The 21520-nt window shown below is 72.2% G+C and carries 23 protein-coding genes and 1 riboswitch; of the genes, 14 read left to right on the top strand and 9 right to left on the bottom strand.

The annotated features are described in order from the left end of the window. Positions 1-61 precede the first annotated feature (61 nt). A complete protein-coding gene (locus J2Z30_RS26305) occupies positions 62-226 on the top strand; it encodes a hypothetical protein (protein WP_209468851.1) in 165 nt (54 codons plus the stop codon). A gap of 42 nt (positions 227-268) precedes the next feature. Beyond that, on the top strand, positions 269-1069 hold the full coding sequence (locus J2Z30_RS26300) for an aminoglycoside adenylyltransferase domain-containing protein (protein WP_044580183.1): 801 nt from the start codon (positions 269-271) through the stop codon (positions 1067-1069). 249 nt (positions 1070-1318) lie between these two features. Here J2Z30_RS26300 and J2Z30_RS26295 read toward each other — a convergent pair whose 3' ends face one another. After that, positions 1319-2428, bottom strand: a complete 1110-nt coding sequence (locus J2Z30_RS26295; RefSeq protein WP_078957162.1) for a zinc-binding dehydrogenase — start codon at positions 2426-2428, stop codon at positions 1319-1321. A gap of 327 nt (positions 2429-2755) precedes the next feature. On the opposite strand from J2Z30_RS26295, the gene J2Z30_RS26290 reads away from it, so the two are divergent. Further along, positions 2756-3406: a hypothetical protein gene (locus J2Z30_RS26290; RefSeq protein ID WP_044580182.1), complete on the top strand. Its 651-nt coding sequence runs from the start codon at positions 2756-2758 to the stop codon at positions 3404-3406. Positions 3407-3449: 43 nt separating this feature from the next. Here J2Z30_RS26290 and J2Z30_RS26285 read toward each other — a convergent pair whose 3' ends face one another. Further along, a complete protein-coding gene (locus J2Z30_RS26285; protein ID WP_044580181.1) occupies positions 3450-4358 on the bottom strand; it encodes a squalene/phytoene synthase family protein in 909 nt (302 codons plus the stop codon). Positions 4359-4439: 81 nt separating this feature from the next. After that, positions 4440-5102 (bottom strand): TetR/AcrR family transcriptional regulator, encoded by a 663-nt coding sequence (locus tag J2Z30_RS26280; RefSeq protein ID WP_209468850.1) that lies wholly within the window; start codon positions 5100-5102, stop codon positions 4440-4442. 185 nt (positions 5103-5287) lie between these two features. Between J2Z30_RS26280 and J2Z30_RS26275 the strand changes: the two genes are divergently transcribed. Together J2Z30_RS26275 and J2Z30_RS26270 are read left to right on the top strand one after the other, a co-directional pair. Beyond that, the gene (locus J2Z30_RS26275; RefSeq protein WP_044580179.1) at positions 5288-6250 is read left to right on the top strand and encodes a zinc-dependent alcohol dehydrogenase family protein; all 963 of its coding nucleotides are present in this window, start codon (positions 5288-5290) and stop codon (positions 6248-6250) included. Positions 6251-6335: 85 nt separating this feature from the next. Next, positions 6336-7166, top strand: coding sequence for a maleylpyruvate isomerase family mycothiol-dependent enzyme (locus J2Z30_RS26270; RefSeq protein WP_044580178.1), 831 nt, complete (start codon positions 6336-6338; stop codon positions 7164-7166). Positions 7167-7179: 13 nt separating this feature from the next. Here J2Z30_RS26270 and J2Z30_RS26265 read toward each other — a convergent pair whose 3' ends face one another. Next, on the bottom strand, positions 7180-7893 hold the full coding sequence (locus tag J2Z30_RS26265; protein WP_044580177.1) for a ribonuclease H family protein: 714 nt from the start codon (positions 7891-7893) through the stop codon (positions 7180-7182). A 226-nt stretch (positions 7894-8119) separates the two neighbouring features. Here J2Z30_RS26265 and J2Z30_RS26260 point away from each other — a divergent pair, with 226 nt between their 5' ends. Beyond that, positions 8120-8947, top strand: coding sequence for an endonuclease I family protein (locus J2Z30_RS26260; RefSeq protein WP_044580176.1), 828 nt, complete (start codon positions 8120-8122; stop codon positions 8945-8947). 81 nt (positions 8948-9028) lie between these two features. Then, positions 9029-9769 carry a type 1 glutamine amidotransferase domain-containing protein gene (locus J2Z30_RS26255; protein ID WP_044580175.1) on the top strand — a complete coding sequence of 247 codons (741 nt, stop codon included), beginning with the start codon at positions 9029-9031 and terminating at the stop codon, positions 9767-9769. 12 nt (positions 9770-9781) lie between these two features. Here the strand turns inward: J2Z30_RS26255 and J2Z30_RS51045 are convergent, their stop codons facing one another. The 3 genes from J2Z30_RS51045 to J2Z30_RS26245 are packed head-to-tail and all read right to left on the bottom strand — an operon-like array spanning position 9782 to position 11801. After that, entirely contained in the window at positions 9782-9916 is a 135-nt protein-coding gene (locus J2Z30_RS51045; RefSeq protein WP_281062756.1) for a hypothetical protein, read from the bottom strand. Then, entirely contained in the window at positions 9897-10643 is a 747-nt protein-coding gene (locus J2Z30_RS26250; RefSeq protein ID WP_209468849.1) for a peptidase dimerization domain-containing protein, read from the bottom strand. The genes J2Z30_RS51045 and J2Z30_RS26250 overlap by 20 nt, the downstream gene beginning before the upstream one ends. A gap of 33 nt (positions 10644-10676) precedes the next feature. Continuing rightward, positions 10677-11801, bottom strand: coding sequence for a diaminopropionate ammonia-lyase (locus tag J2Z30_RS26245; protein WP_044580173.1), 1125 nt, complete (start codon positions 11799-11801; stop codon positions 10677-10679). Positions 11802-11913: 112 nt separating this feature from the next. Between J2Z30_RS26245 and J2Z30_RS26240 the strand changes: the two genes are divergently transcribed. Next, positions 11914-12957 (top strand): LysR family transcriptional regulator, encoded by a 1044-nt coding sequence (locus J2Z30_RS26240; RefSeq protein ID WP_078957161.1) that lies wholly within the window; start codon positions 11914-11916, stop codon positions 12955-12957. Here J2Z30_RS26240 and J2Z30_RS26235 read toward each other — a convergent pair. Then, positions 12954-13190 carry a hypothetical protein gene (locus J2Z30_RS26235; protein WP_044580172.1) on the bottom strand — a complete coding sequence of 79 codons (237 nt, stop codon included), beginning with the start codon at positions 13188-13190 and terminating at the stop codon, positions 12954-12956. The two genes, J2Z30_RS26240 and J2Z30_RS26235, sit on opposite strands and share 4 nt — an antisense overlap. 166 nt (positions 13191-13356) lie before the next feature. Beyond that, a riboswitch (ZMP/ZTP riboswitch) is annotated at positions 13357-13443 on the top strand. Between the two features lie 22 nt (positions 13444-13465). On the opposite strand from J2Z30_RS26235, the gene J2Z30_RS26230 reads away from it, so the two are divergent. The 4 genes from J2Z30_RS26230 (at position 13466) to J2Z30_RS26215 (ending at position 17642) form a co-directional block, all read left to right on the top strand. Beyond that, a complete protein-coding gene (locus tag J2Z30_RS26230; protein ID WP_281062755.1) occupies positions 13466-14344 on the top strand; it encodes a bifunctional 5,10-methylenetetrahydrofolate dehydrogenase/5,10-methenyltetrahydrofolate cyclohydrolase in 879 nt (292 codons plus the stop codon). Positions 14345-14657: 313 nt separating this feature from the next. Next, entirely contained in the window at positions 14658-15671 is a 1014-nt protein-coding gene (locus J2Z30_RS26225) for an ADP-ribosylation family protein (RefSeq protein WP_044580170.1), read from the top strand. Between the two features lie 141 nt (positions 15672-15812). Further along, a complete protein-coding gene (locus tag J2Z30_RS26220) occupies positions 15813-17330 on the top strand; it encodes an AlkA N-terminal domain-containing protein (protein ID WP_044580169.1) in 1518 nt (505 codons plus the stop codon). A gap of 153 nt (positions 17331-17483) precedes the next feature. Continuing rightward, positions 17484-17642, top strand: a complete 159-nt coding sequence (locus J2Z30_RS26215) for a hypothetical protein (RefSeq protein ID WP_209468848.1) — start codon at positions 17484-17486, stop codon at positions 17640-17642. A 157-nt stretch (positions 17643-17799) separates the two neighbouring features. On the opposite strand, the gene J2Z30_RS26210 is transcribed toward J2Z30_RS26215, so the two are convergent. Further along, positions 17800-19728, bottom strand: coding sequence for an FUSC family protein (locus tag J2Z30_RS26210; RefSeq protein WP_044580168.1), 1929 nt, complete (start codon positions 19726-19728; stop codon positions 17800-17802). Positions 19729-20077: 349 nt separating this feature from the next. Here J2Z30_RS26210 and J2Z30_RS26205 point away from each other — a divergent pair, with 349 nt between their 5' ends. Together J2Z30_RS26205 and J2Z30_RS26200 are read left to right on the top strand one after the other, a co-directional pair. Then, positions 20078-20275, top strand: a complete 198-nt coding sequence (locus J2Z30_RS26205) for a ferredoxin (RefSeq protein ID WP_020874380.1) — start codon at positions 20078-20080, stop codon at positions 20273-20275. Continuing rightward, a complete protein-coding gene (locus J2Z30_RS26200; protein ID WP_209468847.1) occupies positions 20272-21513 on the top strand; it encodes an NAD(P)/FAD-dependent oxidoreductase in 1242 nt (413 codons plus the stop codon). The genes J2Z30_RS26205 and J2Z30_RS26200 overlap by 4 nt, the downstream gene beginning before the upstream one ends. Positions 21514-21520: the final 7 nt, after the last annotated feature.

Genomic DNA, 21520 nt, shown 5'->3' with positions numbered 1-21520 from the left:
AACAAAAGGCACAATAGGGGATGAATGATCCATATAGCGGGAATCGAATGCTCCCTGCCGAATGGACAGGGCCTGCGATGCCGCGCACCGCTCCGGTGGACAGGAGCAGCCCGACTGGCTCGCTCAGATCGCCCGCGGTGTGGCCGCCGCCGCGCTCGACGACGCCGGACTGGATCTGGCGGCCTTCGCCGACACCTCTGCGCGGCTCCCGGACACGGCGGGCTGAGCCAAGGCCGTGCGCGCACCTCGCACCAGGGATACTGGGCACGTGGCCCACACACGCGAGGACCCGCGGTCCGTCCCCACCGAACTGCGGCCCTATCTGGAAGAACTCGTCCGGCGCACCCGCACGGTGTGCGGGCCCCATCTGGTGAGTGTCCTCGCGGTCGGTTCCCTCGCGCTCGGGGACTACCGGCATGGGCGCAGCGACATCGATGTGACGGTCGTCGTGGAGCCGTCGCTGCCCGGATCGGCCCTGCACGACCTGGCGGGGGCCCTCGCCCACCCGCATCTGCCCTGCCCGGCGGCGGGGCTGGAACTGGTGGTCTACGGAACGGATTTCGTCGGCCGCCCCTCCGGTGCGGCCGGGTACCTGCTGAACCTCAACACCGGCCCGCTGCTGCCGAACCGGGCCGACCTCGACGCGGCGCGGTCCCCGGCGTTCTGGTATGTCATCGACCGCTCCGTCGCCCACCAGACCGGGCTGACGCTGTTCGGCCGCCCGGTTCGGGAGGTGATCGCCGCACCGGACCGCCCGGATCTGCTCACCGCGATCCGGGCCTCCGTCCGCGAGCACAGCGACGGCGAAGGTCACCTCGCGGACAACCGTGTGCTCAACGGCTGCCGCTCGGTGGTGTTCTGCCGTACGGGCCGCTGGCTGGCCAAGCGCGTGGCGGCGCGGGAAGTCGCCCTGGCCGAGGAGGAGTTCCGGCCGCTCGTCGAGGCCGCGGTGCGCAGCTTCGAGCGCCCCCGCTCCTCCGCGATCCCGCTGCCCGCCACCGAGGTACGGACCTTCCTGGCCTGGGTACGCGCACGGGTCGATCAGACCACCCGGGCGGCCGGGACCTGAGCGGGATCCGCGGCCTTCGGCCACGGCAGAGCCCGGCCGTTGGCCTGGGACTCGCGCTCAGAGCCTGTGTCATATCCCCGGTCGGATCAGCGTGCGGCGTCTGGGGCGTGCGATCGCAAGGCGCCGGAGCGCCCTCGTGGCGGAGCCACTTGGGCGTTTCGGTAACGCGGCGAGAAGGGGCACCTCCCAGCGGTAGCTGGGGGAGCGTGCCAGGCGTCGCACGCCCGGCCGGGGATATGACACAGGCTCTCAGGGCCGCAGCAGGATGCGAATCGGGTTGCCCTCCCGCTCACGCAATCGGCGGATGCCCTCGTTCACTTCCTCCAGGGGCAGGACCGCGCTGACCGACCCGGAGATGTCCAGACGGCCCCGGGCGGTCAGCTCGACCAGATCCTCCAGATGCTCCATGCGGTACCCGGTGTGTCCGATCACGGTGTGGCGGTTGCGCACGAAGTGGAGCTCCGGGCCCACGGCCAGAGGGTCGGGCGAGATGCCGACGAGCACCAGGCGGCCCCGGTGGCCGAGGGCACGTTCCGCCTGGGTGAAGGAGGGCGTACGGCCGACGCAGTCGAAGGCGACGTCCAGGCCCTTGCCTGCCGTGATCTCCTTCAGCCTGGCCTTGGTGTCACCGTCCGCCGGGTCGAGCGCGAAGTCGGCGCCCAGGGCGAGGGCGCGCTCGCGGGCGGCGGGGAGGGGGTCGAGGGCGACGATCGGGGAGGCTCCGCAGATGCGGGTGAGCTGCACGAGATGGGTGCCCAGCCCGCCCAGCCCCCAGATGCCCACGGATTCGGCGGACCGCAGCCGGGCGGTGTCGATGGCGCCGTACGGGGTGGAGACGGCGTCGGCGAGCACGGCGGCGTGTTCCAGGGGTACGGCGTCGGGCACGGCGATGAGCGTGGTGGCGTCGGTCAGGACGTACTCGGCCCAGGCCCCGTCGTAGTGGAAGGCCATCACCTGGAGGTCCTCACAGGTGTTCGTGCCACCGCCGAACCGGCAGGCGGGGCACGTACCGCAGGCCTTCCCCGCGCCCAGGACCACCCGGTCGCCCGCCCTCCAGTGCCCGGCGCCGTCGCCGACCGCCGCCACCACGCCCGACGCCTCGTGTCCGGGGGTGACCACCGGCAGCCGGGGTGGGATATGGCCGTCGAGCTGGCTCAGGTCCGACTGGCAGATGCCACACGCGGCCACCTTGACCACGACCTCGCCCACTCCCGGCCGGGGCACCGGCACATCCTCGACCTTCAACGTGCCCGCTGCCGTGTCGAACCGCGCGGCGCGCATCGTGGCCGGGAGGCCGTCCGCCACCGCGCCCGCCGTTGCGTCCGTGCCGGTGGGTATCGGTCGTGCGTCCAAGGTCATCCGTGGTCCCTTTCACGTGCTTGGCCGGTTGGCACGCCGATCACCGAGCCAATGTGGGAACGGCGAGTGATCATGATGCCGCACGCAGTCTGCCCTATGCGGCACACGCCGTGTGCCGCTGCCCGGTCCGCGTCCTGCCGCCCGAAGCTCGAAGTCCACAGGGCGAAACGGCCGAAGAGAGCGGACCACAGAAGGCTGACGGAGCCTCAGAGTGTGGTCGGCGAGTGGTCACGGACCCAGCTCAGCGGCGGGATCAGCCCCACGTGGCATTCGCCCGCATGTACCATCCAGCACCAACGTGCAACGTGCCCAGTGAGGGAGCTCGTAGTGGACACTCCTGCCAAGAGCGCCAGCCTGAAGTCCCAGTACGCGGCCCAGGTCGCGGCCGATCTGGAACGCAACTCCGCCGAGCACGAACGTCTCAGCTCCGAAATCGCGGCACTGCAAGAGCAGTTGGCGATGCTGGAAGACAACCGGGGGCTGCTGTTCAGCATGCGGCAGACCCTTGGTGGCGATGCCACCGATGGCGGGACGGAGAAGGGGGGCGTCAGTGGCTCCGCGGCTGGTTCGTCGGCGAAGCGAGAGGTCGCGGCGCTGTCCGCCGCGCGCAAGGCGAGGAAGAAGGCCGCCGCGGCCGGTGGCAAGCGGAAGCGGGCGGAGTCGGGCGGGAGCCGTTCGAATCGTCAGCGGGTGCGGGAATCGGGGGTGCCCACGCTTCGGGAGCTGGTGCGTGATGATCTCGCCCAGCACGGTGAGCCCCGCTCCGCGGCCGAGGTGACCGCGGCGCTGAGCCAGGCTCTTCCGGAGCGCGAGATCAAGCCCACGGTCGTGCGCGGCACTCTCGAATCGCTTGTCGCCAAGGGGCAAGCACACCGCACCAGGCAGAAGAGGTCCGTCTTCTATTCGGCTGTCACCACGGATGCGGCCTCCGATGCGGGCGCGGACGCGGGCGAGCCCAGCGAGGCGCGCGCTTCCTGAGGCGCGCGCTTCCTGAAGCGCCGCGGACGACGAGGTGTGGCGTTCAACGCAGGTGACGGGTGCGGCGGCGCTCCCGGAGCAGTACCCGCGCGGTGGCCGGTAGGGGCGGACGGGCGGGGGTGCGGAGGAGGCCGGGGCCCTTGGTGGCGGCTGCCGTGGCCGTGAGGAGCTCGATCTCGATCATGGCGCGGAAGAGCGGGCGGCCCTCGGGCGGTGCGAGGCCGACCAGGTTTCGGCTGTTGGACAGAGACTCGCGGGCCTCTCCGAGCAGGTGCGCCAGAAGGCTCCGGATGGCGGGGGTGTCCCGGGCGTTCTCCAGGTCGGTGCGGGTGACACCGTGAGCGTCGAGTGTCTCCCGCACCAGATTCAGGCGCCCGTCGGCGAGGTCTTCGGCCAGGTCGTTGACGAAGTCGAGGCGCTGGCTGCCGTCGATGTACATACGGCATGCCTCGCGGTGGCCCGTCGCGGGGTCCTCCCCGGCGATCAGGCCCGCGATCAGCATGAACGCCGGGAGGGCATAGGCGTCGACGTAGCGCTGGTAGTCCGCTTCGGTGGCGAATCCGGTGAACTCCAGCTCCATGGCGGCCGCGTCGAGGAAGTCCTCGACCCGGCCGCGCATCCTAGGGTGCGCCGAGACGGTGTGCAGCAGCGGCCGTACGGCGGCGTGGTCGCTTTCGCCACCGGCCAGACCGTCACGTACCTCCTTCACCCACTGCGCGCAGGCCCCGGCGCGCTCCGCGACGGGGCCGCTGTCGAGGAGGGTGTCGGTGCGGTGCATGAAGGCGGTCGCCGCGATCACATGGGGCAGCAGCGGCGGAGGCAGCAGCAGGCGCACGGCGAGGTAGGAGCTGCGCCGGTAGCCCGCGACCAGTTTCCGCTGCTGCGTGTAGTCCTCGCGCAGCTGGGGATCGCTGACCCCCGCGGCATCCAGCGCCCTGTCCCACAGGCCCATGCCCGCCCCTCCGGTTTCCTCGGTCTTCCGGCGGCCGACCGCCGGCACACTGCGCGGGCCGGTCGGCCCCGAGTCGTGTCTTCATGTGATCTTGCCTGGTGCCGCGGGTGCCGCGGGTGCCGCGGGTGCCGCGGGTGCCAAGCGTGCCACCGGCGGCAGCGGTGAGTGCTGCGGCGAGGCTTGGAATGCCTGGATCACGAGCGCGGCGAAACGCCGGGATGCCGCGACCCGGGCGGCCTTCGACGTGGTGTGGATGCCCCTGTTCGCCATGAGCATCAGGACCAGGTCGTCCAGGACGAAGTCGGGGCGCAGATGGCCGGTGTCCTTGGCGCGGTGGGCCAGTTCGGCGATCGACCTCAGCGCGTATTCGCGCTCCGCGACGAAGTCCATCGCATCGGGGAAGGTCGACATGAAGGCTTCGGTGAAGCCCCGGCTGCGGGCGTGCAGCTCACAGGTCTTCTCGATCACGAGGCAGAAGCCGCGCCACGGATCCGGCTCGGCACGCCCCTCGTCGACGATGGCGCGGCATGCGCGCATCTCGTCCGTGAAGGCTTCGGTGGCCAGCATCTGCTTGGTCGGGAAACGGCGGTACAGCGTGGCGGGGCCGACCCCGGCGTGCCGGGCGATCTCCCGCATCGGAGCCTTCAGCCCTTCGGTGGCGAACAGCGCGCGGGCCGCGTCGAGGATGCGCTCCCGGTTGTCCGAGGCATCGGAGCGCAGGGTGTGAGGCAAACGGTCGGTCACCGCTCTCACTTTAGCCAAAGTGGACGGGGGCGTCCGTTAGCGTCCCTCGGGTTGGTTCCGATCGGTCCCGCCGATCTCACCGATCCCGTCGATCTCACCGATTCCATCGATCTCACCGATCCCGTCGATCTCACCGATTCCGTGGATCCCACCGGCCCCATCCATCCCAGAGCAAGGAGACGACCTTGAAGGCAGTCGCGATCCAGGCGTTCGGGCCTCCCGAAGGTCTGGCGGTGATCGACCTCCCCGTCCCGGCTCCCGCCGCCGGACACGTGCTGATCGCCAATGAGGCGATCGGTGTCGGCGGCTCCGACGCCGTGATCCGCCGCGGGACCCTCGCCGGCTACGGCTTCAAGGAAGGCCATATCCCCGGCAGCGAGGTGGCGGGCACCGTGACCGCGGTCGGCGACGGAGTCGATACGTCATGGGTCGGTCAGCGCGTGTGGGCCTTCACCGGCGTGAACGGCGGCTATGTCGAACAGGCGATCGCCGCGGTCGAGGAGATCCTCCCCCTCCCCGCGGGTCTCTCCGCTGTCGACGCGGTGACGCTGGGGAGCTCCGGCATCGTGGCCCACTTCGGCCTGTCCCATGCCCACTTCGCTCCCGGCGAGTCGGTACTGGTGCGGGGCGCGGCAGGCAGCCTCGGCATCATGACGGTCCAGCTCGCGGCGCGTGGCGGTGCCGGGGCGGTGGCGGTCACGACGTCGTCGGCCGAGCGTGGCGATCGGCTGCGCAACCTCGGCGCCACCCATGTGCTGGACCGCTCCGGTGCGGGGGGCGGCGACGCTCCCTCCGGCTACGACGTCATCATCGACATCATCGCCGGTGCGGACATGCCGTCCTTCTTCGCCAAGCTCAACCCGAACGGTCGCATGGTGGCCGTCGGCGCGGTCGGAGGCATGCCACCGGAGGACTTCGGTATGACGATGATGGCGGCGTTCCAGAAGTCGATGTCGTTCGCCGCCTTCAGCGCCGCCACCGTGGCCGAGCCCGATCGACGTGCCGTGCGGACCGAGCAGTTCGCCGCCGCGAGCCGCGGCGAACTGCGTACGGTGGTGCACGAGCTGCTGCCGTTGGAGCAAGCCGTACTGGCGCACCGGAAGATGGACACTGGTGAGGTGTTCGGCAGGATCGTACTGACACCGTAACCCGCGATGCGATACCGGCGACCGTGGGACACGTGGCACCGTACGTGCCCCGGGGGATCTTCCCGGCCAGACGCAGGGAGGACGCGTGGAATCGGTGAACGGGCAGCGCGACGGTGGCACGTGGCCCACGGGCCTGGACGAGGCGATACGCGCCACCGCGGCCGACATCGCCGCCACGCTGCGCGGCGCATCCGGCACCGGGGCTCCGGTGCCCGGGTCGCGGTGGACGGTCGGGGAGGCGGCGGCGCATCTGGCACAGGCCAATGAGCTGATGGCACACCTCGCGGACGGGAAGGAACGCGGCTACGGGGACGGCACACCGCAGGGGCTGGCGGAGGCGAACCAGCGCGCGCTCGCCGCGTTCACCGAGCGCCGGGCCGAGCCGCTGGCCGCCATGATCGTGGAGCAGGCCGACGCCTTCCTCCAGTCGGCGTCCCGGCCCGCGTCACACGCCTCACACGGCGAACTGGTAACGCCGATGGGCCCCATGAGCCTGGAGGTACTGGGGTCGTATCTGCTGACCCATATGCTCGGCCACGGCTATGACCTCGCCCGTGCGCTGGGCAGCCCGCATATGCTCAACCGGGCCCGGGTCGAGCTGACCCTGCCCTTCCTCACCACGGCCATGCCACGGGTGCTCGACACCACCGCCGCCGCCGGGCTCACCGCCCGCTACGCCATCCATCTGAGGGGTGGCGCCTGCTTCGGCGCCACCTTCACCGACGGTGCGGTGACCGTCACACCGCGACCGCCTAGCCGCCCGGACTGCACCATCCTCACCGAGCCCGTGGCCTTCCTCCTCATGGCGCTGGGCCGCCTCGGACCGTGGGGCGCCGTCGCCAGGGGCCGCGTCCTCACATGGGGCCGCAAGCCCTGGCTGGCACCCCGCTTCCCCGCGCTCTTCTCCCCGCCCTGATCCACCCCGTGGCTCAGGTGGCGCAGGACGGATGGCCCCAGCCGTCGGAGTTCTTGCTGATGCTCTCGCCCTTGGCGTAGGGCGTACCGCAACGGCACCGGCCGGGGAACTTCGCCTTGATGGACCCCTTGGAGCCGGTGCTCCTCTTCGAGCCGGTGCCCCTCCCCTGCCCCTGTGCCGCCGCCGTGCGCGGGTGCGCCGTGCCACCACGACCGGCCGAGCGTGTCGCCGTCCGGGCCTCGGGCGGCGGCAGGGCGGAGCCGAGCGAGGTGCCCACGGGCTGCTGGGTACGGGCCGTGTGGCTGGCCGCCCGGTCGGCGGCCGCGTTGAACGGGTCGCCGTCGACCTGGTGCGCCGGAACGTAGACGAACTCCACCGTACGGCCGCCCAGCAGCTCGTCGATGCGCATCACGAGCTCGCGGTTGGCCACCGGCGACCCCGAGGCGGTCTTCCACCCCTTCTTCCGCCACCCGGGCAGCCATGTGGTGACCGCCTTCATCGCGTACTGGGAGTCCATGCGCACCTCCAGCGGTACGCCCGCGTCGGTGGACTCCAGCAGCTCTCGCAGCGCGGTCAGCTCGGCGACATTGTTGGTCGCGGTGCCCAGCGGCCCGGCCTCCCAGCGCTCCACCTCGCCGTCGGTGCCCGCGATGACCCATGCCCAGGCCGCGGGCCCGGGGTTTCCCTTCGATGCCCCGTCACACGCGGCGATGATCTGTTCAGCCATACGCAGATACTGCCAGCTCCGCTGATCCGGCCCGACAGCAGACCCGTCGGCCGGCCCTCTTCGCGACCCCAGGGCGTTCACCGGATTCACGCGGAACGGGCACATCACGTACACGCGTTCGGGCGTCACACATGCGAGTCTCCGAGAGCTTGTGCCTTGAACGTCCGTACCCGCGGCGCCAGTTGGCGGCCCGGGTACTCGTCTCGGAGAGGACACCCCCCACATCATGTCCACTCATCGCGCGCGCCGGTCACGGCGCCTTCCTCTGCTGGCCGTCGTGGCCGTGGCCGGTGTGGCCGCCCCTTCGGTCGCCGCCGCCAACACACCGGCCACGGCGGACACCACCCGGCCCACGGCCGTGCAGGCGCCCGACGACTACTACCAGGACGCGACGGGCAAAAGCGGCCCGGAGCTGAAGGCGGCGCTGCACACGATCATCAGCGAGCAGACCAAGCTGTCCTACGACGAGGTGTGGGACGGGCTGAAGTCCACGGACGAGGACCCGGACAACCCGTCGAACGTCATCCTCCTCTACTCCGGCCGCTCCCAGGCCAAGGACGCGAGCGGCGGCGACCCCGACGACTGGAACCGCGAGCACGTCTGGGCGAAGTCGCACGGCGACTTCGGCACGGCCACTGGGCCCGGCACCGATCTGCACCATCTGCGCCCGGCCAATGTGAAGGTGAACAGCACCCGCGGCAACAAGGACTTCGACAACGGCGGCGAGGAGGTGCCCGACGCCCCGGGCAACCGCACCGACGACGACTCCTTCGAACCGCGTGACCAGGTCAAGGGCGATATCGCCCGGATGATCCTCTACATGGCCGTCCGTTACGACGGAGACGACGGCTTCCCCGACCTGGAGCCCAACGACAAGGTCGACAACGGTTCCGCGCCCAACATCGGCCGTCTCTCCGTACTGAAGAAGTGGAGCGCCGAGGACCCGCCCGACGACTTCGAGAAGAACCGCAACGAGGTCATCTACGACAGCTTCCAGCACAACCGGAACCCGTTCATCGACCACCCGGAGTGGGTCGACTCCATCTGGAAGTGATCCGGCTCCCGACCCTGATCCCCCGCCCCGGCACGAAGACGCGCCGGGGCAGGGGCGCCGGTCCTGTGGTAGGCAGTCCTCGTGCGTATCCTCCTCCCCCTGCCCGACCGGGACTTCGACGTCACCGAGGTGGCCGTGCCCTGGAAGCTGCTGACCGACCTCGGCCATGAGGTGGTGTTCGCCACCGAACACGGCGACGGTCCACCCGCCGCCGATCCGCTGCTGCTCACCGGAGTGCTCTTCGGGCAACTCGGCACGGAGCCCGAGCCCAAGGAGTTCTACGAGCAGCTGACCGGCGAGGCCGCCTTCCGCCACCCCGTGGCGTGGGCGGACCTCCGGCCCGAGGCGTACGACGGGCTGATCCTGCCCGGCGGCCACGCCCCCGGGATGCGCCAGTACCTCGGCTCCGACCTCCTGCGCGAGAAGATCGCGGAGTTCTGGCGGCTGGACCGCCCGGTGGGCGCCATATGCCATGGCGTCCTCGCCCTGGCCCGCACCCGCGACCCGGCAACCGGCCGCAGTGTCCTCGCCGACCGGCGCACCACCTGTCTGCCCGGCTACATGGAGCGGACCGCGTACTACCTCACGGCCTGGCGCCGTGGCCGCTATTACCGCACCTACCCGGCCTACGTCGAGAACGAGGTCGCCGCCGCCCTGGACGACCCCGCCCAGTTCGAACGCGGGCCCATTGAGCTGCGGCGCCGTGGCACGGCCACCGATGACACCCCCGCGTTCGTCGTCCAGGACGGCAACTACCTCTCCGCCCGCTGGCCCGGCGACGCCTATCTCTTCGCGCGGCGCTTCGCCACGATGCTCACCTGACCGGCACGCCCATCAGGACGGGCCTCGCGTGGCCAGCCGGAGAAGGGTGGTGGCCAGGACGTTGACGCCGTGGGTGCACGCTTCGGGGGTGGAGTACTCACGGGGGTTATGGCTGATGCCGTCGTACTCACCACGTACGAAGACCATCGCCGTAGGGCACGTACGCGGTCTTGGCCATGCGCCGGGTGGTGAGCGTGAGCCCCGGTGTGCCGTCCTCCAGGGTGCGCAGGAAGGCCGCGAGGTCCTCCTCGGCGCGGGCCATCCGGGCATCGTCCGGGTTGCGCAGGTCGACGGTGAGCTCGGCACGGGCCGGGACGATGTTGGTCAGGCCCGGGTGGACGGCCAAGTGGCCGACGGTGGCGCGCAGTTCGCCGTAAGCGCCCGAGTCCACTATGGACCGCAGATGGACGCCGATCCGGGCGGCGGCGAGGCCGGCGTCGGCGCGCAGATGGGTCGGGGTGGTACCGGCGTGGGCGGCGCGGCCGTGGATGGTGATCTCCTGCCAGGAGATGCCCTGAACGCCGGTGACGACGCCGACCTGGACATCGTTCTCGGCGAGCACGGGGCCCTGTTCGATGTGGCACTCGACGTAGGCGTACGGCGGCTCGAGACGTACATCGGCGGGGCCGTGACGCTCGTCGAGGGTCCGCGCGACTTCGATGCCGCACAGGACACCGAGACAGCCGTCGAAGGCACCGGCGGTGGCCACGCTGTCGATATGCGACCCGGTCAGTACGGGGGCCGCCGTGGGGTCGGTGCCTTCGCGGCGCCCGTAGACGTTGCCCATCCGGTCGATCCGTACCGTCAGCCCCGCCTGCTCCATCCACGCGATGACCTGACGCCGCCCGGCGGCGTCGGCGTCGGTGAGGGCCAACCGGTTCACCCCGCGCAGCCCGGTGCGCTCGTATCAGCTGTCCGCGGTGGTGGTGGCGGGGTTGGCGGTGCTGCCCTCCGTGCTCAGCAGCACCACGGTTGAGGAGGGGCCGAGGTTCAGTGCGGCGCGGCGCCCGTCGGCGCCGTCGCCGGTGAGCGCGGCGCGCAGCCCGGCGAGCGAGGCGGCGCCGCAGGGGCCGCTGGAGATGCCGAACCGGGCGAGGTCACCCGCCGCACGGGCACTCGCGGCGTCGGGGATGGCGATGGCCGCGTCGAGCCCGTCGCGCAGATGGGGCCAGGCGATGCTGGAGGGAGTGCCGCAGTTCAGTCCGGCCATGATGGTCTCGCCAGTGGTGACGCCGACCGGTTCGCCACGCATGAGGCTTTCGAGGACACACGGGGCGGCCGTGGGTTCCACCGACAGCAGCGCCGTGGGCGGCCCGGCGGGGCGACTGCGGTAGTGGGTCACGACGGCCTGGGCCAGCGAACCGACGCCCACCGGGATGGCGATGAGGCCGGGCGTCCCCGCTCCGGCGGCCGCGAGTTGCTCGTCGACTTCGGCGCAGAGGGTGGAGTAGCCCTCGACGATCCAGCCCGGTATCTGTTCATACCCCGGCCAGGCGGTGTCCTGGACCAGGAGCGCGCCCGGTACGGCGGCCGTCTCGGCCGCCTGGCGCACGGTCTCGTCGTACGCTCCCGCGACCTGGGAGACCTCCGCCCCCTCCGCGGCGATGGCCGCCACGGCCTCCGGATGGACACCTCGCGGGACGAAGATCCGGGCGCGGTGGCCGAGCAGTCGCGCCGTCCGGGCCACGGCGCGGCCATGGTTGCCGTCGGTGGCGCTCACCAGGGTGACAGGCGCTGTGGCATCGCCACGCGCGGCCCGCGCGGCGAGGGCGCGGTGCACGGCCCAGGACACGCCCAGGGCCTTGAAGGCGGGCAGGCCCAGACGGCACGACTCGTCCTTGACGAAGACCCGCCCGACCCCCAGCTCAGCGGCCACCGACGGGAGTTCGGTGAGCGGGGTGGGGGCGTAACCGGACAGGGCGGCGTGGAAATCCCGTACCTCGGTGGGGGCGGGCGCACAGGTCCAGGCCCGGACGGCGGCGGGGCGGGTGAACCATGGCGGCTCGGCGGTGGAGGAAACGTATACAGGCACGTAGCCAGCGTGCGGCCCGCACTCCCATCGGTCCAGCGAATGTTTCCCATCTATATTCGTCGGCAGGACCGACGAATGGCGAGCCCTTCACAGCAAGGAGAGCGGGACCCCCGTGTTCGACCTGCACCGACTGCGTCTGCTGCGTGAACTCAAGCACCGCGGCACCCTCGCGGCCGTCGCCGCCGCCCTCTCCTACAGCCCCTCGTCCGTCTCCCAGCAGCTGTCCCAGCTGGAGGCGGAGGTCGGTGTCCGGCTGCTGGAGCCGGTGGGCCGGCGGGTGCGGCTCACCGAGCAGGCGGAGATCCTCGTCGCCCATACCGAGGCGGTGCTGGAGCGCTTGGAACACGCCGAGGCGGACATCGCCACCTCCCTCACCGATCTGACCGGCACCCTGCGCATCGCCTCGTTCCAGACGGCCACCCTCGCCCTGGTGCCCGGCATGCTGAGCCTGCTGCGCGACCGTCATCCCGGCCTCCGGGTGCACATCACACAGATGCCACCGGAAACGGCCCTCCCCGCGCTTCAGGCCCGCGATTTCGACCTTGTCGTCGCCGAGGAGTACCCGGGAAATCCCCATCCCCGGCCGCCCGGTCTGGAGCAGGAAGACCTACTCGATGACCCCCTCCACCTCGCACTGCCCGCGCCGGCCGGTGGGCGGAGCGGCACCGGGCCCGGCCCCAAGGGCGGTCCCATGGCGTCGTTGCGCTCGCTCGCCGGTCGTCCCTGGGCCATGGAGCCCGAGGGCACGGCCGCCCGCCACTGGGCCATGACCCTGTGCCGGAACGCCGGTTTCGAACCCGATGTACGGTTCGAGACCACGGACCTCCTGATCCATCTCCGCCTCGTCGAGCGGGGCCACGCCGCCGCCCTGCTCCCCCGCCTCGTATGGAACGGAGCGCCCCCGACCGTCGCCGTGCGACAACTCCCCCGCGGGCAACGCACCCGCCGTGTCTTCACCGCGGTACGCCGGGGCCGCGGCCGGCACCCAGCGATCGCGGCCTGCCGCCACGCGCTGCGGCAGACGGCCACGGACGTGGCCACCCCGGCCGACGTCCGAAACCAAAGCATGGTCGGCCCCGACCGCAAAAGCACCGTCGGCCCCGACCGCGGACGGCCGGGGCCGACGATGAGTACGCGCAAGCTCAATCGCCCTTAGTCGTCAACGCACTTGGGGTACTTCGAGCCACGGTTGCAGTCGTGGTAGTCGTACTTGCTGACCCGGAACTTCTTCTCCTCGCCGCCCTTGGCCGGATCGACGACCAGGTAGAACTTCTTCCCGTCCTTGACCTTGTCGCTGACTGTCCCATCAGGGCCCCGGTCGAAGTCCTGCGCGCACCCGGCGAGAGTGAGGGCTGAACATGCCAGGAGGGCAAGGGCAAGGCGACGCATGTCGTGCTCCGATCAACGTGAGGATTGCGAGACAGTCTAGGGGGCATCGGATCACGGTCCGGCCAGGGGTGGCATTCGCTCGTCCGCGGGAAAACGCCTGATGGACGGCGGCGGGAAAAGGGGAGAGGAACGCCCGGCAAAGGCCGTCCGGGGTGTCCTACAGTGGTGTCCGGGCCGTGACTGGCGCTGAGGTGGAGCACCACCGGGGAGCGGTCTGACGATCGGGTCTATGCCGTGCGCCTGGGCGAGTTGTCGATAACGCCTGGGAGGCGACCTTGTCCTCGACACAGACGGCCCAGCTCATGGATGGCGCCGGTCTCGCCCGGCGCATCGTGGCGGACGCGGCGGGCCACGCTTCGGACATCGCTCGACGTACGGGAATCACCCCCTGTCTGGCAACGGTGCTGGTGGGCGAGGATCCGGCCTCGGCCACGTATGTCCGTATGAAGCGTGCCCGTTGCGCCAAGGCGGGGATCGCATCACGGTTCGTCGCCTTGCCTGCCGCCACGACGACCTCGGAGTTGGTCGACACCCTCGGCGCTCTGTCCCGGGACCCCGAAGTGCACGGCATCCTGCTGCAGCATCCCGTCGGGGCTCATATCGATGAGCGGGCGGCGTTCGAGGCCATCGCTCCCGAGAAGGATGTCGACGGCGTCACCATGAGCTCCTTCGGGGCGATGAGCTTCGGGTTGCCGGGGTTCGCGTCGTGCACTCCGGGAGGGATCATGCGCCTCCTGGACGAGTACCGGGTCGAGCTCGCGGGGCGGCGCGCCGTAGTGGTGGGCCGTAGCCCGATCCTGGGCAAGCCCGTGGGGATGCTCCTGCTGGCCCGGGACGCCACGGTGACGTATTGCCACTCCAGGACCGCCGACCTGGGCGCGGTGCTCCGGGAAGCGGATGTCGTCGTGGCGGCGGTGGGCCGGCCCCGGCTCATCCGTGGCGAGGACATCAAGCCGGGCGCCGTGGTGATCGATGCCGGATACAACCCCGGCAATGTCGGCGACGTCGACTTCGATTCCGCGCATGAGCGAGCCCGGCTGATCACCCCGGTGCCGGGCGGGGTGGGGCCCATGACCATCGCCGTCCTGCTGGCACAGACCGTGGACGCCGCCCGGCGGCAGACGGGTCTGACCGGTGTACGGGCGGATCGCTGAGCGGTCAGCCGCCGCGCCGGGCGGTGTCCTGCCAGACCGCGCCGGGCCGTCGTTGAAATGGTGCCAGGGCGGGTGGCTAGGGGCGGATGTAGGGCCGGGTAATGATCTCCATGTTGTGGCGGGGCGGGCCTCTGGCCCGCCTCGGGCTCACGCCGAGGCCGGGCGCCTCACTCGTGCGTGGCCCATGGCCGACCCGGCAGTCACCCTGCCGAATTTACCATCGGCGTTCCGACTCGCGCACCATCGTGTCCGCTAGCCTCCGGTCTCGGGTCCGTGGACCACGGGGTGCCGGGGAACGAGCGAGGAATGACGCATGGACGATGAGCGGCGGCGGCAGGGCGGGGAGCGGTGGGCGGCGGCGGAGGGCCGCGTCCGGCGTGAGTGGGGGCTCCAACTGCCGCACTCCTTCTTCCGGTTCCATGTCTTCCTCCAGGGGCTCGGGGCGGCCGAGCGGCGGGCGCTCGCGGACATGGACGTGGCTCCGGTCGGTATCTCCGATCTGTTCGACGACCCCGGACTGTCCGCCCGGCCGGATATCGACGCGCGGGCGCACGGACGCTACTACCGCGATCCGCCCGAGTTCCTGACCTTTCTGCACGGCGGGTCGGACGGGCTGCACTACGGGTTGTGGTCCGACGACGGATCGACCTGTGACGGAGTGGCCTCCTACTACACCCATGACGGCGGCGACATCGACACGGGCGCGCGCACGCCGCTGGAGGCGATACGCGTGCTGATCGAACGCCACTGGCGCGACCTCGCCGACGACGACGGGGACGCGGACCACCTGGCCGCTCGGCGTCACGGGCTGGAACTGCTGCGCGAGGCGCTGACCGGGCTGGAGACGGGGGACCGCGACGAGACCGGCGCCGGCTATGTGCGCGCGTACGACAGCGCGGCCGGGCCGGCCGACCCCGCGCGGGTCGCCACCCTGGACGGTGCCGGTGCGCTCGTGACCGGCGCGGCCGCGCCGGAGCGGCCCGTGCACCGCGCGCCCGGTGGCTTCCGGTTCGCCCAGGCCCGGTACCCCTTGCTCGACGACCCCGCGGGTCCGGCCAGGCTCGCGGAGGACGCCCGGCGGCGCCTCGCGCACGGCGACCCGGCCGAGGCGCTGGCGCTGGGCCGCGACCTGCACTGGGCGTCGGCCGGTGACCCCGTCAGGGAGTCGCTGGCGAACGAGCTGCTGGTCGGCGCCTACCAGGCGCTGGGCCGGTCCTCCCTCGCGGGGATCGCCCAGGCTCATCACGACCACCGCGACCTGCCCAACGTCATCGTCCTCGGCTCCCACCAGGGGATGTCCGACGGATCGATGTCCGACGGATCGTGACGCCTGCGGCGGGCTGCTCCCTCCCCGCTGGGGCTCCGTCCCCAGGCCCCGGGGCCTGGGGACGGAGCCGCACGGAGCAGTCAGCGCCATGTCCGATTCCCGCCAGCACGCCTCCCGCCCAGGGCGCACAGTGGAGGTGTGATGAGCGACGACAGCAGGTACGAGGCGGTGTGCAGCCGCGACGCGCGGTTCGACGGCGAGTTCTTCTTCGGTGTCGCCACGACCGGGATCTACTGCCGGCCGAGCTGCCCCGCCACCACGCCCCGGCGCAAGAACGTCCGGTTCTTCCCGACCTCGGCCGCCGCGCAGGGCGCGGGGTTCCGGGCCTGCCGCCGCTGTCGGCCGGATGCCGTGCCCGGCTCCGCCGACTGGAACGCGCGCGCCGACGCCGTCGGCCGCGCCATGCGGATGATCGGGGACGGGGTGGTGGACCGGGAGGGGGTGTCCGGGCTCGCCTCGCGGCTCGGGTACAGCGCCCGGCAGGTGCAGCGGCAGCTGACCGCCGAGCTCGGCGCCGGGCCGGTGGCGCTCGCCCGCGCCCAGCGCGCCCACACCGCACGGATCCTGCTGCAGACCACCGCGCTGCGGGCCTCGGAGATCGCGTTCGCGGCCGGGTTCTCCAGCGTCCGGCAGTTCAATGACACCCTGCGCGAGATCTACGCCGCCACCCCCACCGAACTGCGCGCCGCCCGGCCGGAGAAGCCCTCCCGGTCCGGGCCCGCGGGGGCGCCCGGTGGGGTGCTGGGGACCAACGGCGGGACCAACGGCGGGACCAACGGCGGAACGGCCGGGGTGCCGCTGCGGCTCGCCTACCGCGGCCCGTACGACACCACGCAGGTCTTCGACTATCTCGCCCGGCGTGCCCTCACCGGCCTGGAGGAGATGGTGGGCGCGCCGGGCGCCCGGACCTACCGCCGCACCCTGCGGCTGCCCCACGCCTGCGCCATCGTCGAGGTCGACGAACGGCCCGGCGACGGCTGGCTGGAGTGCCGGCTGCGCCTGACCGAGCTGCGCGATCTGACCACCGCCATCCAGCGGATCCGGCGCCTGTTCGACCTGGACGCCGATCCGTACGCGGTCGCCGAGCGCCTCGGCGCCGATGCCGCGCTCGCCCCTCTGGTGGCCGCGCGGCCGGGGCTGCGTTCGCCGGGCACCGCCGACCCGCATGAGCTCGCCCTTCGCGCCGTGCTCGGCCAGCAGGTCTCGGTGGCCGCCGGGCGGGTGCTGGGCGATGGGCTGATCGCCGCGTACGGCAAGCCCCTGGAGCGGCCCGACGGCGGGCTCACCCATCTCTTCCCGCGCGCGGAGGGCCTGGCCGAGGCGCCGCTCGCCGAGCTCGGGATGCCGGAGAACCGTCGTGCCACGCTGCGCACGCTCGCAGCCGCGCTCGCGGACGGCACCGTGCGGCTGGACGCGGGCGCCGACCGCGACCGGACCGAGAAGGAGCTGCTGGGGCTGCGCGGCATCGGCCCCTGGACGTCCGGTTACATCAGGATGCGGGCGCTGAGCGACCCCGATGTGTTGCTGGAGCCGGATGTCGCCGTACGGGCCGGGGCCCGCGGCGCCGGGGCCCATCTGGAGGACTCCGAGGGCTGGCGCCCCTGGCGCTCGTACGCCATGCACCACCTCTGGAACGCCCCGCGGCCCCGGCCCGCGTGATCCCGTCGAGAGACACCCGCTGGCCGCGAACGTCGCGAACGCGTTGCAGTACTGGCCCCGGGAGCCGGGCCACAACGAGTCCATGAGGCTGGGGAAGCAGGCGATACAGCGGAGGCCCAGGCGGCCGACGGCGGGCCGCTGCAGCGGGCCACGGTGCCGGAGACCTTCTCCGGCTTCCTCGGCGACGGCCGGTACCACGACATCTGCCGCGCGGACGACCGGTTCTGCAACCGCCCCGGTCAGACCCTGCCCGGGGACTGGCAGGACGGTGTGCCGCTCCGCGCGCCGGGCAATCCGCCGCCGGGGAGGTGAGCGGGGTCAGTCGGCGGCCGCCGGGGAGGTGGGCGAGGTCAGAGCCTGTGTCATATCCCCGGCCGGGCGTGCGACGCCTGGCACGCTCCCCCAGCTACCGCTGGGAGGTGCCCCCTGACGCCGCACGCTGATCCGACCGGGGATATGACACAGGCTCTCAACGGGCCGCCATGTCGCGCACCGTGCGCAGCCCGGCGGTGACATCCGCGATGGTCGCGCAGTCGCCCAGCGCCGCCCCCGCGGGCAGGACGAGGTCCGTCGGGGGGCGGCGGGTGGCGACGGCGTCGGCCAGGTCGGACAGCGCGGCCCGCAGCCGGGCGGCGAGGGCGGGATCGGGCTGCGCGGCGCCCTGGTCGAGCCGTACGCCGCAGGCCGTGACCGCGTCCACGATCTTCTCCAGGGCCAGCACCACCGGCGCCCAGGCCGCCAGGTCCCGGCCGAACGGCGGGTGTTCGGCACCGGCCACCTCCACCGCGCGGCGGGCGTCGGCGAGCGCGCGGTAGGCCTCGCGGCGCAGCCGCAGCCGGGTGGCGTACGGCGCCTCGGCGGTGAGCACCCGGTCGAGGTGGTCGCGGGTGGCGCGGACCGCGAGCGACAGCCGCACCGACACCTGGGCGCGCGGGCCGCCGAGACCGGGCAGCGCCCCGGCGGCCAGCACCACACCGCAGGCCAGCAGCGTGTCGGTGAGCCGGGTGAACCCGGGGTCGGTGTCGCCGCCGAGATAGACCAGGGAGAGCAGCAGCGGGGTGAGCACGGCGGTCTGCAGGGCGAAGTGGCGTACGGAGACGGGGATCAGCGCGGAGCAGACCGCCGCGACGGCCACCGGCCAGCTGCCGGGGTCACCCCCTCCGGGGGCGAGCAGCGTGGCGAGGGCGCCGAAGACGGCCACGCCCACGGCGGTGCCGAGGGCGCGGGAGAGGGCCCGTGAGACCAGTGGGCCCATGTCGGGCTTGACCAGGAAGGCGGCCGTGGCGGGGAGCCAGTACCAGTGCGCGCCCGGCAGTTGCTGGGCGAGGGCGGTGCTGACGCCCACGCACAGGGCCACCCGGGCGGCGTACTCCCGGCCCGCCGGACCGAGCGCGCGGCGCAGCCGCTGCCGGTGGCCGGGGACCACCGCGCCGACGGGCGGCGCCGGTTCGCCGTCGAAGACCCGCGCGGCGAGCAGCACGGCCCGGTGCATGGCCACATTGCCCGCGGTGTCCGGCACCGGGGCGGGCAGTCGGCCCGGTGGCAGTCCGGTCCGTACCGAGCGGGCCAGTTGGGCGGGGGTGCGCGCGATGCGCTCGGGTACGGGTTCGTCCTCCCACAGGAGGGTCAGGACGCCCTCGCTGAGCGCCCCGGCCACCGCCAGCCGGTCGCGCGACCGCCGCTCCTCCTCGTCGACGCGGTGCAGGGGGAGCCGATGGGCGTAGAGGGCTTCGTACGCCGCGTCGTAGGCGGCGGTCAGCTTGCGCCGGGCGGCCTGGCCGTCGTCGGTGCCGACCGCGGTCATCAGGTCGGCCAGGGCGTCGTACACGGCGGCCACCGCCTCCCGTTCACCGGAGGGCGCGGCCGGGCGTGCGGGGATGACGCGGGGCAGCAGCGCGGCCATGGCGATCACCCATGCGGCGCCGATGAGCAGCAGGCCCGCCCGGACCGGCGGGGCCACCGGGAGGGGCATGCCCGCGCCGACCACGGCGAGCACCATCAGCTGCACCCCGGCGGAGGAGCAGACCGGGCCGATGGCGCTCATCGCGCCGGAGACCAGCCCGACGGCGGCGAGGGCGAGCGCGATCCAGATCCCGAGGCCCAGCGTGCCCAGCCAGGCCCCGGTCAGCAGCCCGACGGCCCCGGCGAGCGCGGGCAGGCCGATGCGCACGACGCGGGTGGCGCGGGTGGCGGGGCGGTCGTTGATATGGGCGAACATCGCCCCCAGCCCGGCGAGCATCCCGAACGGGGTGTGTCCCGACGCCACGCCGACGGCCACCACCGGTCCCACGCCGAGGGCTCCGCGGACCACCGCGGCCCAGGGCACGGGGCCCCGCAGCCCCCGCACCCCGCGCAGGGGGTGCGTCAGCCAGTCGGGCGGTGTGCGGAGCGCGCGCAAGGATCCTCCGTGAGGTGGAAATCGTGGGGCTCTTCGAACCGTACGTGAGCAATACGGAACTTTCGTAACCTGCGTATTTCCGCCATGTGAGCCGCTGATGCCCCATCCCCCGCGAAAGCGGTCGCCAGCCCGTGGACCCGGGTGTGACCTGGTCTTTTGCACTGTCTTCCCAGACCGGCCGGTCGGCCTGTTCGGGGCGCACATGCCAGGCTCATATGTCTCGCTCCGTGGCCAGCTTCTTGCGGAGCGTGTTGTGCTGGGTACGCGGGAGAACTAGCCTCCCTTCCGCCCGTTACCGAACATTCGTCTGGTAACCGCCTTCCGTTGATCCCCAGCGCCGGAGAACGCCATGCAGGTGACCTTGCATCAGGACAAATGCGTCGCCTCGGGGCAGTGCGTCCTCGCCGCCCAGGACGTGTTCGACCAGCGGGACGAGGACGGTGTCGCCGTACTCCTCGACGACCGCCCGCCGGCGGAGCTGCACGACGACGTCCGTCACGCGGCCGCCGTCTGCCCCGCCCTGGCGATCGCCCTGGCCGACCAGTGAGCACACCGCGGAACGTCGTGATCGTGGGTGCCTCGGTCGCGGGTCTCACCGCGGCCGTCACACTGCGCACCGAGGGGTACGAGGGAAGGCTCACCCTCATCGGCGACGAGCCCCACACTCCCTACAACCGGCCGCCGTTGTCCAAGCAGATCCTGGCGGGCACCTGGGAGCCGGACCGGATCAAGCTGCGCACCAACGAGGAGCTGTCCGCCCTCGACGCGCGGCTGCTGTTCGGCAGATCCGCCACCGGTCTGGACACGGCCGCCCGCCGGGTGATGCTGGACGGCGGCGCCGGCGTCTCCTACGACGCCCTGGTCATCGCCACCGGTGTCACCCCCAACAGCCTGCCCGGCGCCCATCATCTGGCCGGGGTGCATCTGCTGCGCACCCTCGACGACGCCCTCGCCCTGCGCGCCGATCTGCGCCGCGAACCCGATGTGAAGGTGGCGGTGGTCGGCGCGGGCTTCCTCGGCTCGGAGGCCGCCGCGGCGGCCCGCCGGATGCGGCTGGACGTCACCATGATCGACCCCCGGCCGGTGCCGATGCGACGGCAGTTCGGTGACCGGATAGCCGCTCTGGTCGGGCAGTTGCACAAGAAGAACGGGGTGTCCATCCGCTGTGGCACCGGGGTGCGGCGGTTCTTCGAATCCGGCGGGCGGGTGACCGGTCTCGAACTCACCGACGGCACACTGCTGGACGCCGATGTCGTGGTGGTCGCCATCGGTGCCGCCCCGGCGATCGGCTGGCTGGCCGGATCCGGTCTCGAGCTGCGCAACGGCGTCGAATGCGATCCCACCTGCCGCGCGGCGCCCGGCGTCTACGCGGCCGGTGATGTCGCCTCGTGGCACAACAACCACTTCGGCTGCCGGATGCGGCTGGAACACCGGCTGAACGCCACGGAACAGGCGCGGGCCGTCGCCCACAATGTGCTCGGCGAGAACCAGCCGTTCGCCCCGGTGCCATACTTCTGGACCGATCAGTACGACGCCCATATCCAGGCGTACGGCATCTTTCCCGCCGACGCCGAACTCGCCGTGCTCCACGGCGAGCTCGAGGGCGGCCACTTCGTCGTCGCCTATGGACACCGGGGCCGGGTGGTCGGGGTGCTCGGCTGGAACAGCCCGTGCGAGCTGCGCAAACTGCGTCAACTCGTGGTCGACCGGGCACCGTGGGCATCGATCCTGCCCGCTCCCCGGGCGGCGTGGCCCGGCCGACACCTCTCGGCCAGTCTCCGGTGACCGCGAC

The sequence above is a fragment of the Streptomyces iranensis genome (assembly GCF_017874715.1).
GTDB classification, from domain to species: domain Bacteria; phylum Actinomycetota; class Actinomycetes; order Streptomycetales; family Streptomycetaceae; genus Streptomyces; species Streptomyces iranensis.
Note: the sequence above shows the minus strand (reverse complement) of the source record. Positions and strands in the feature narration are given on the sequence as shown.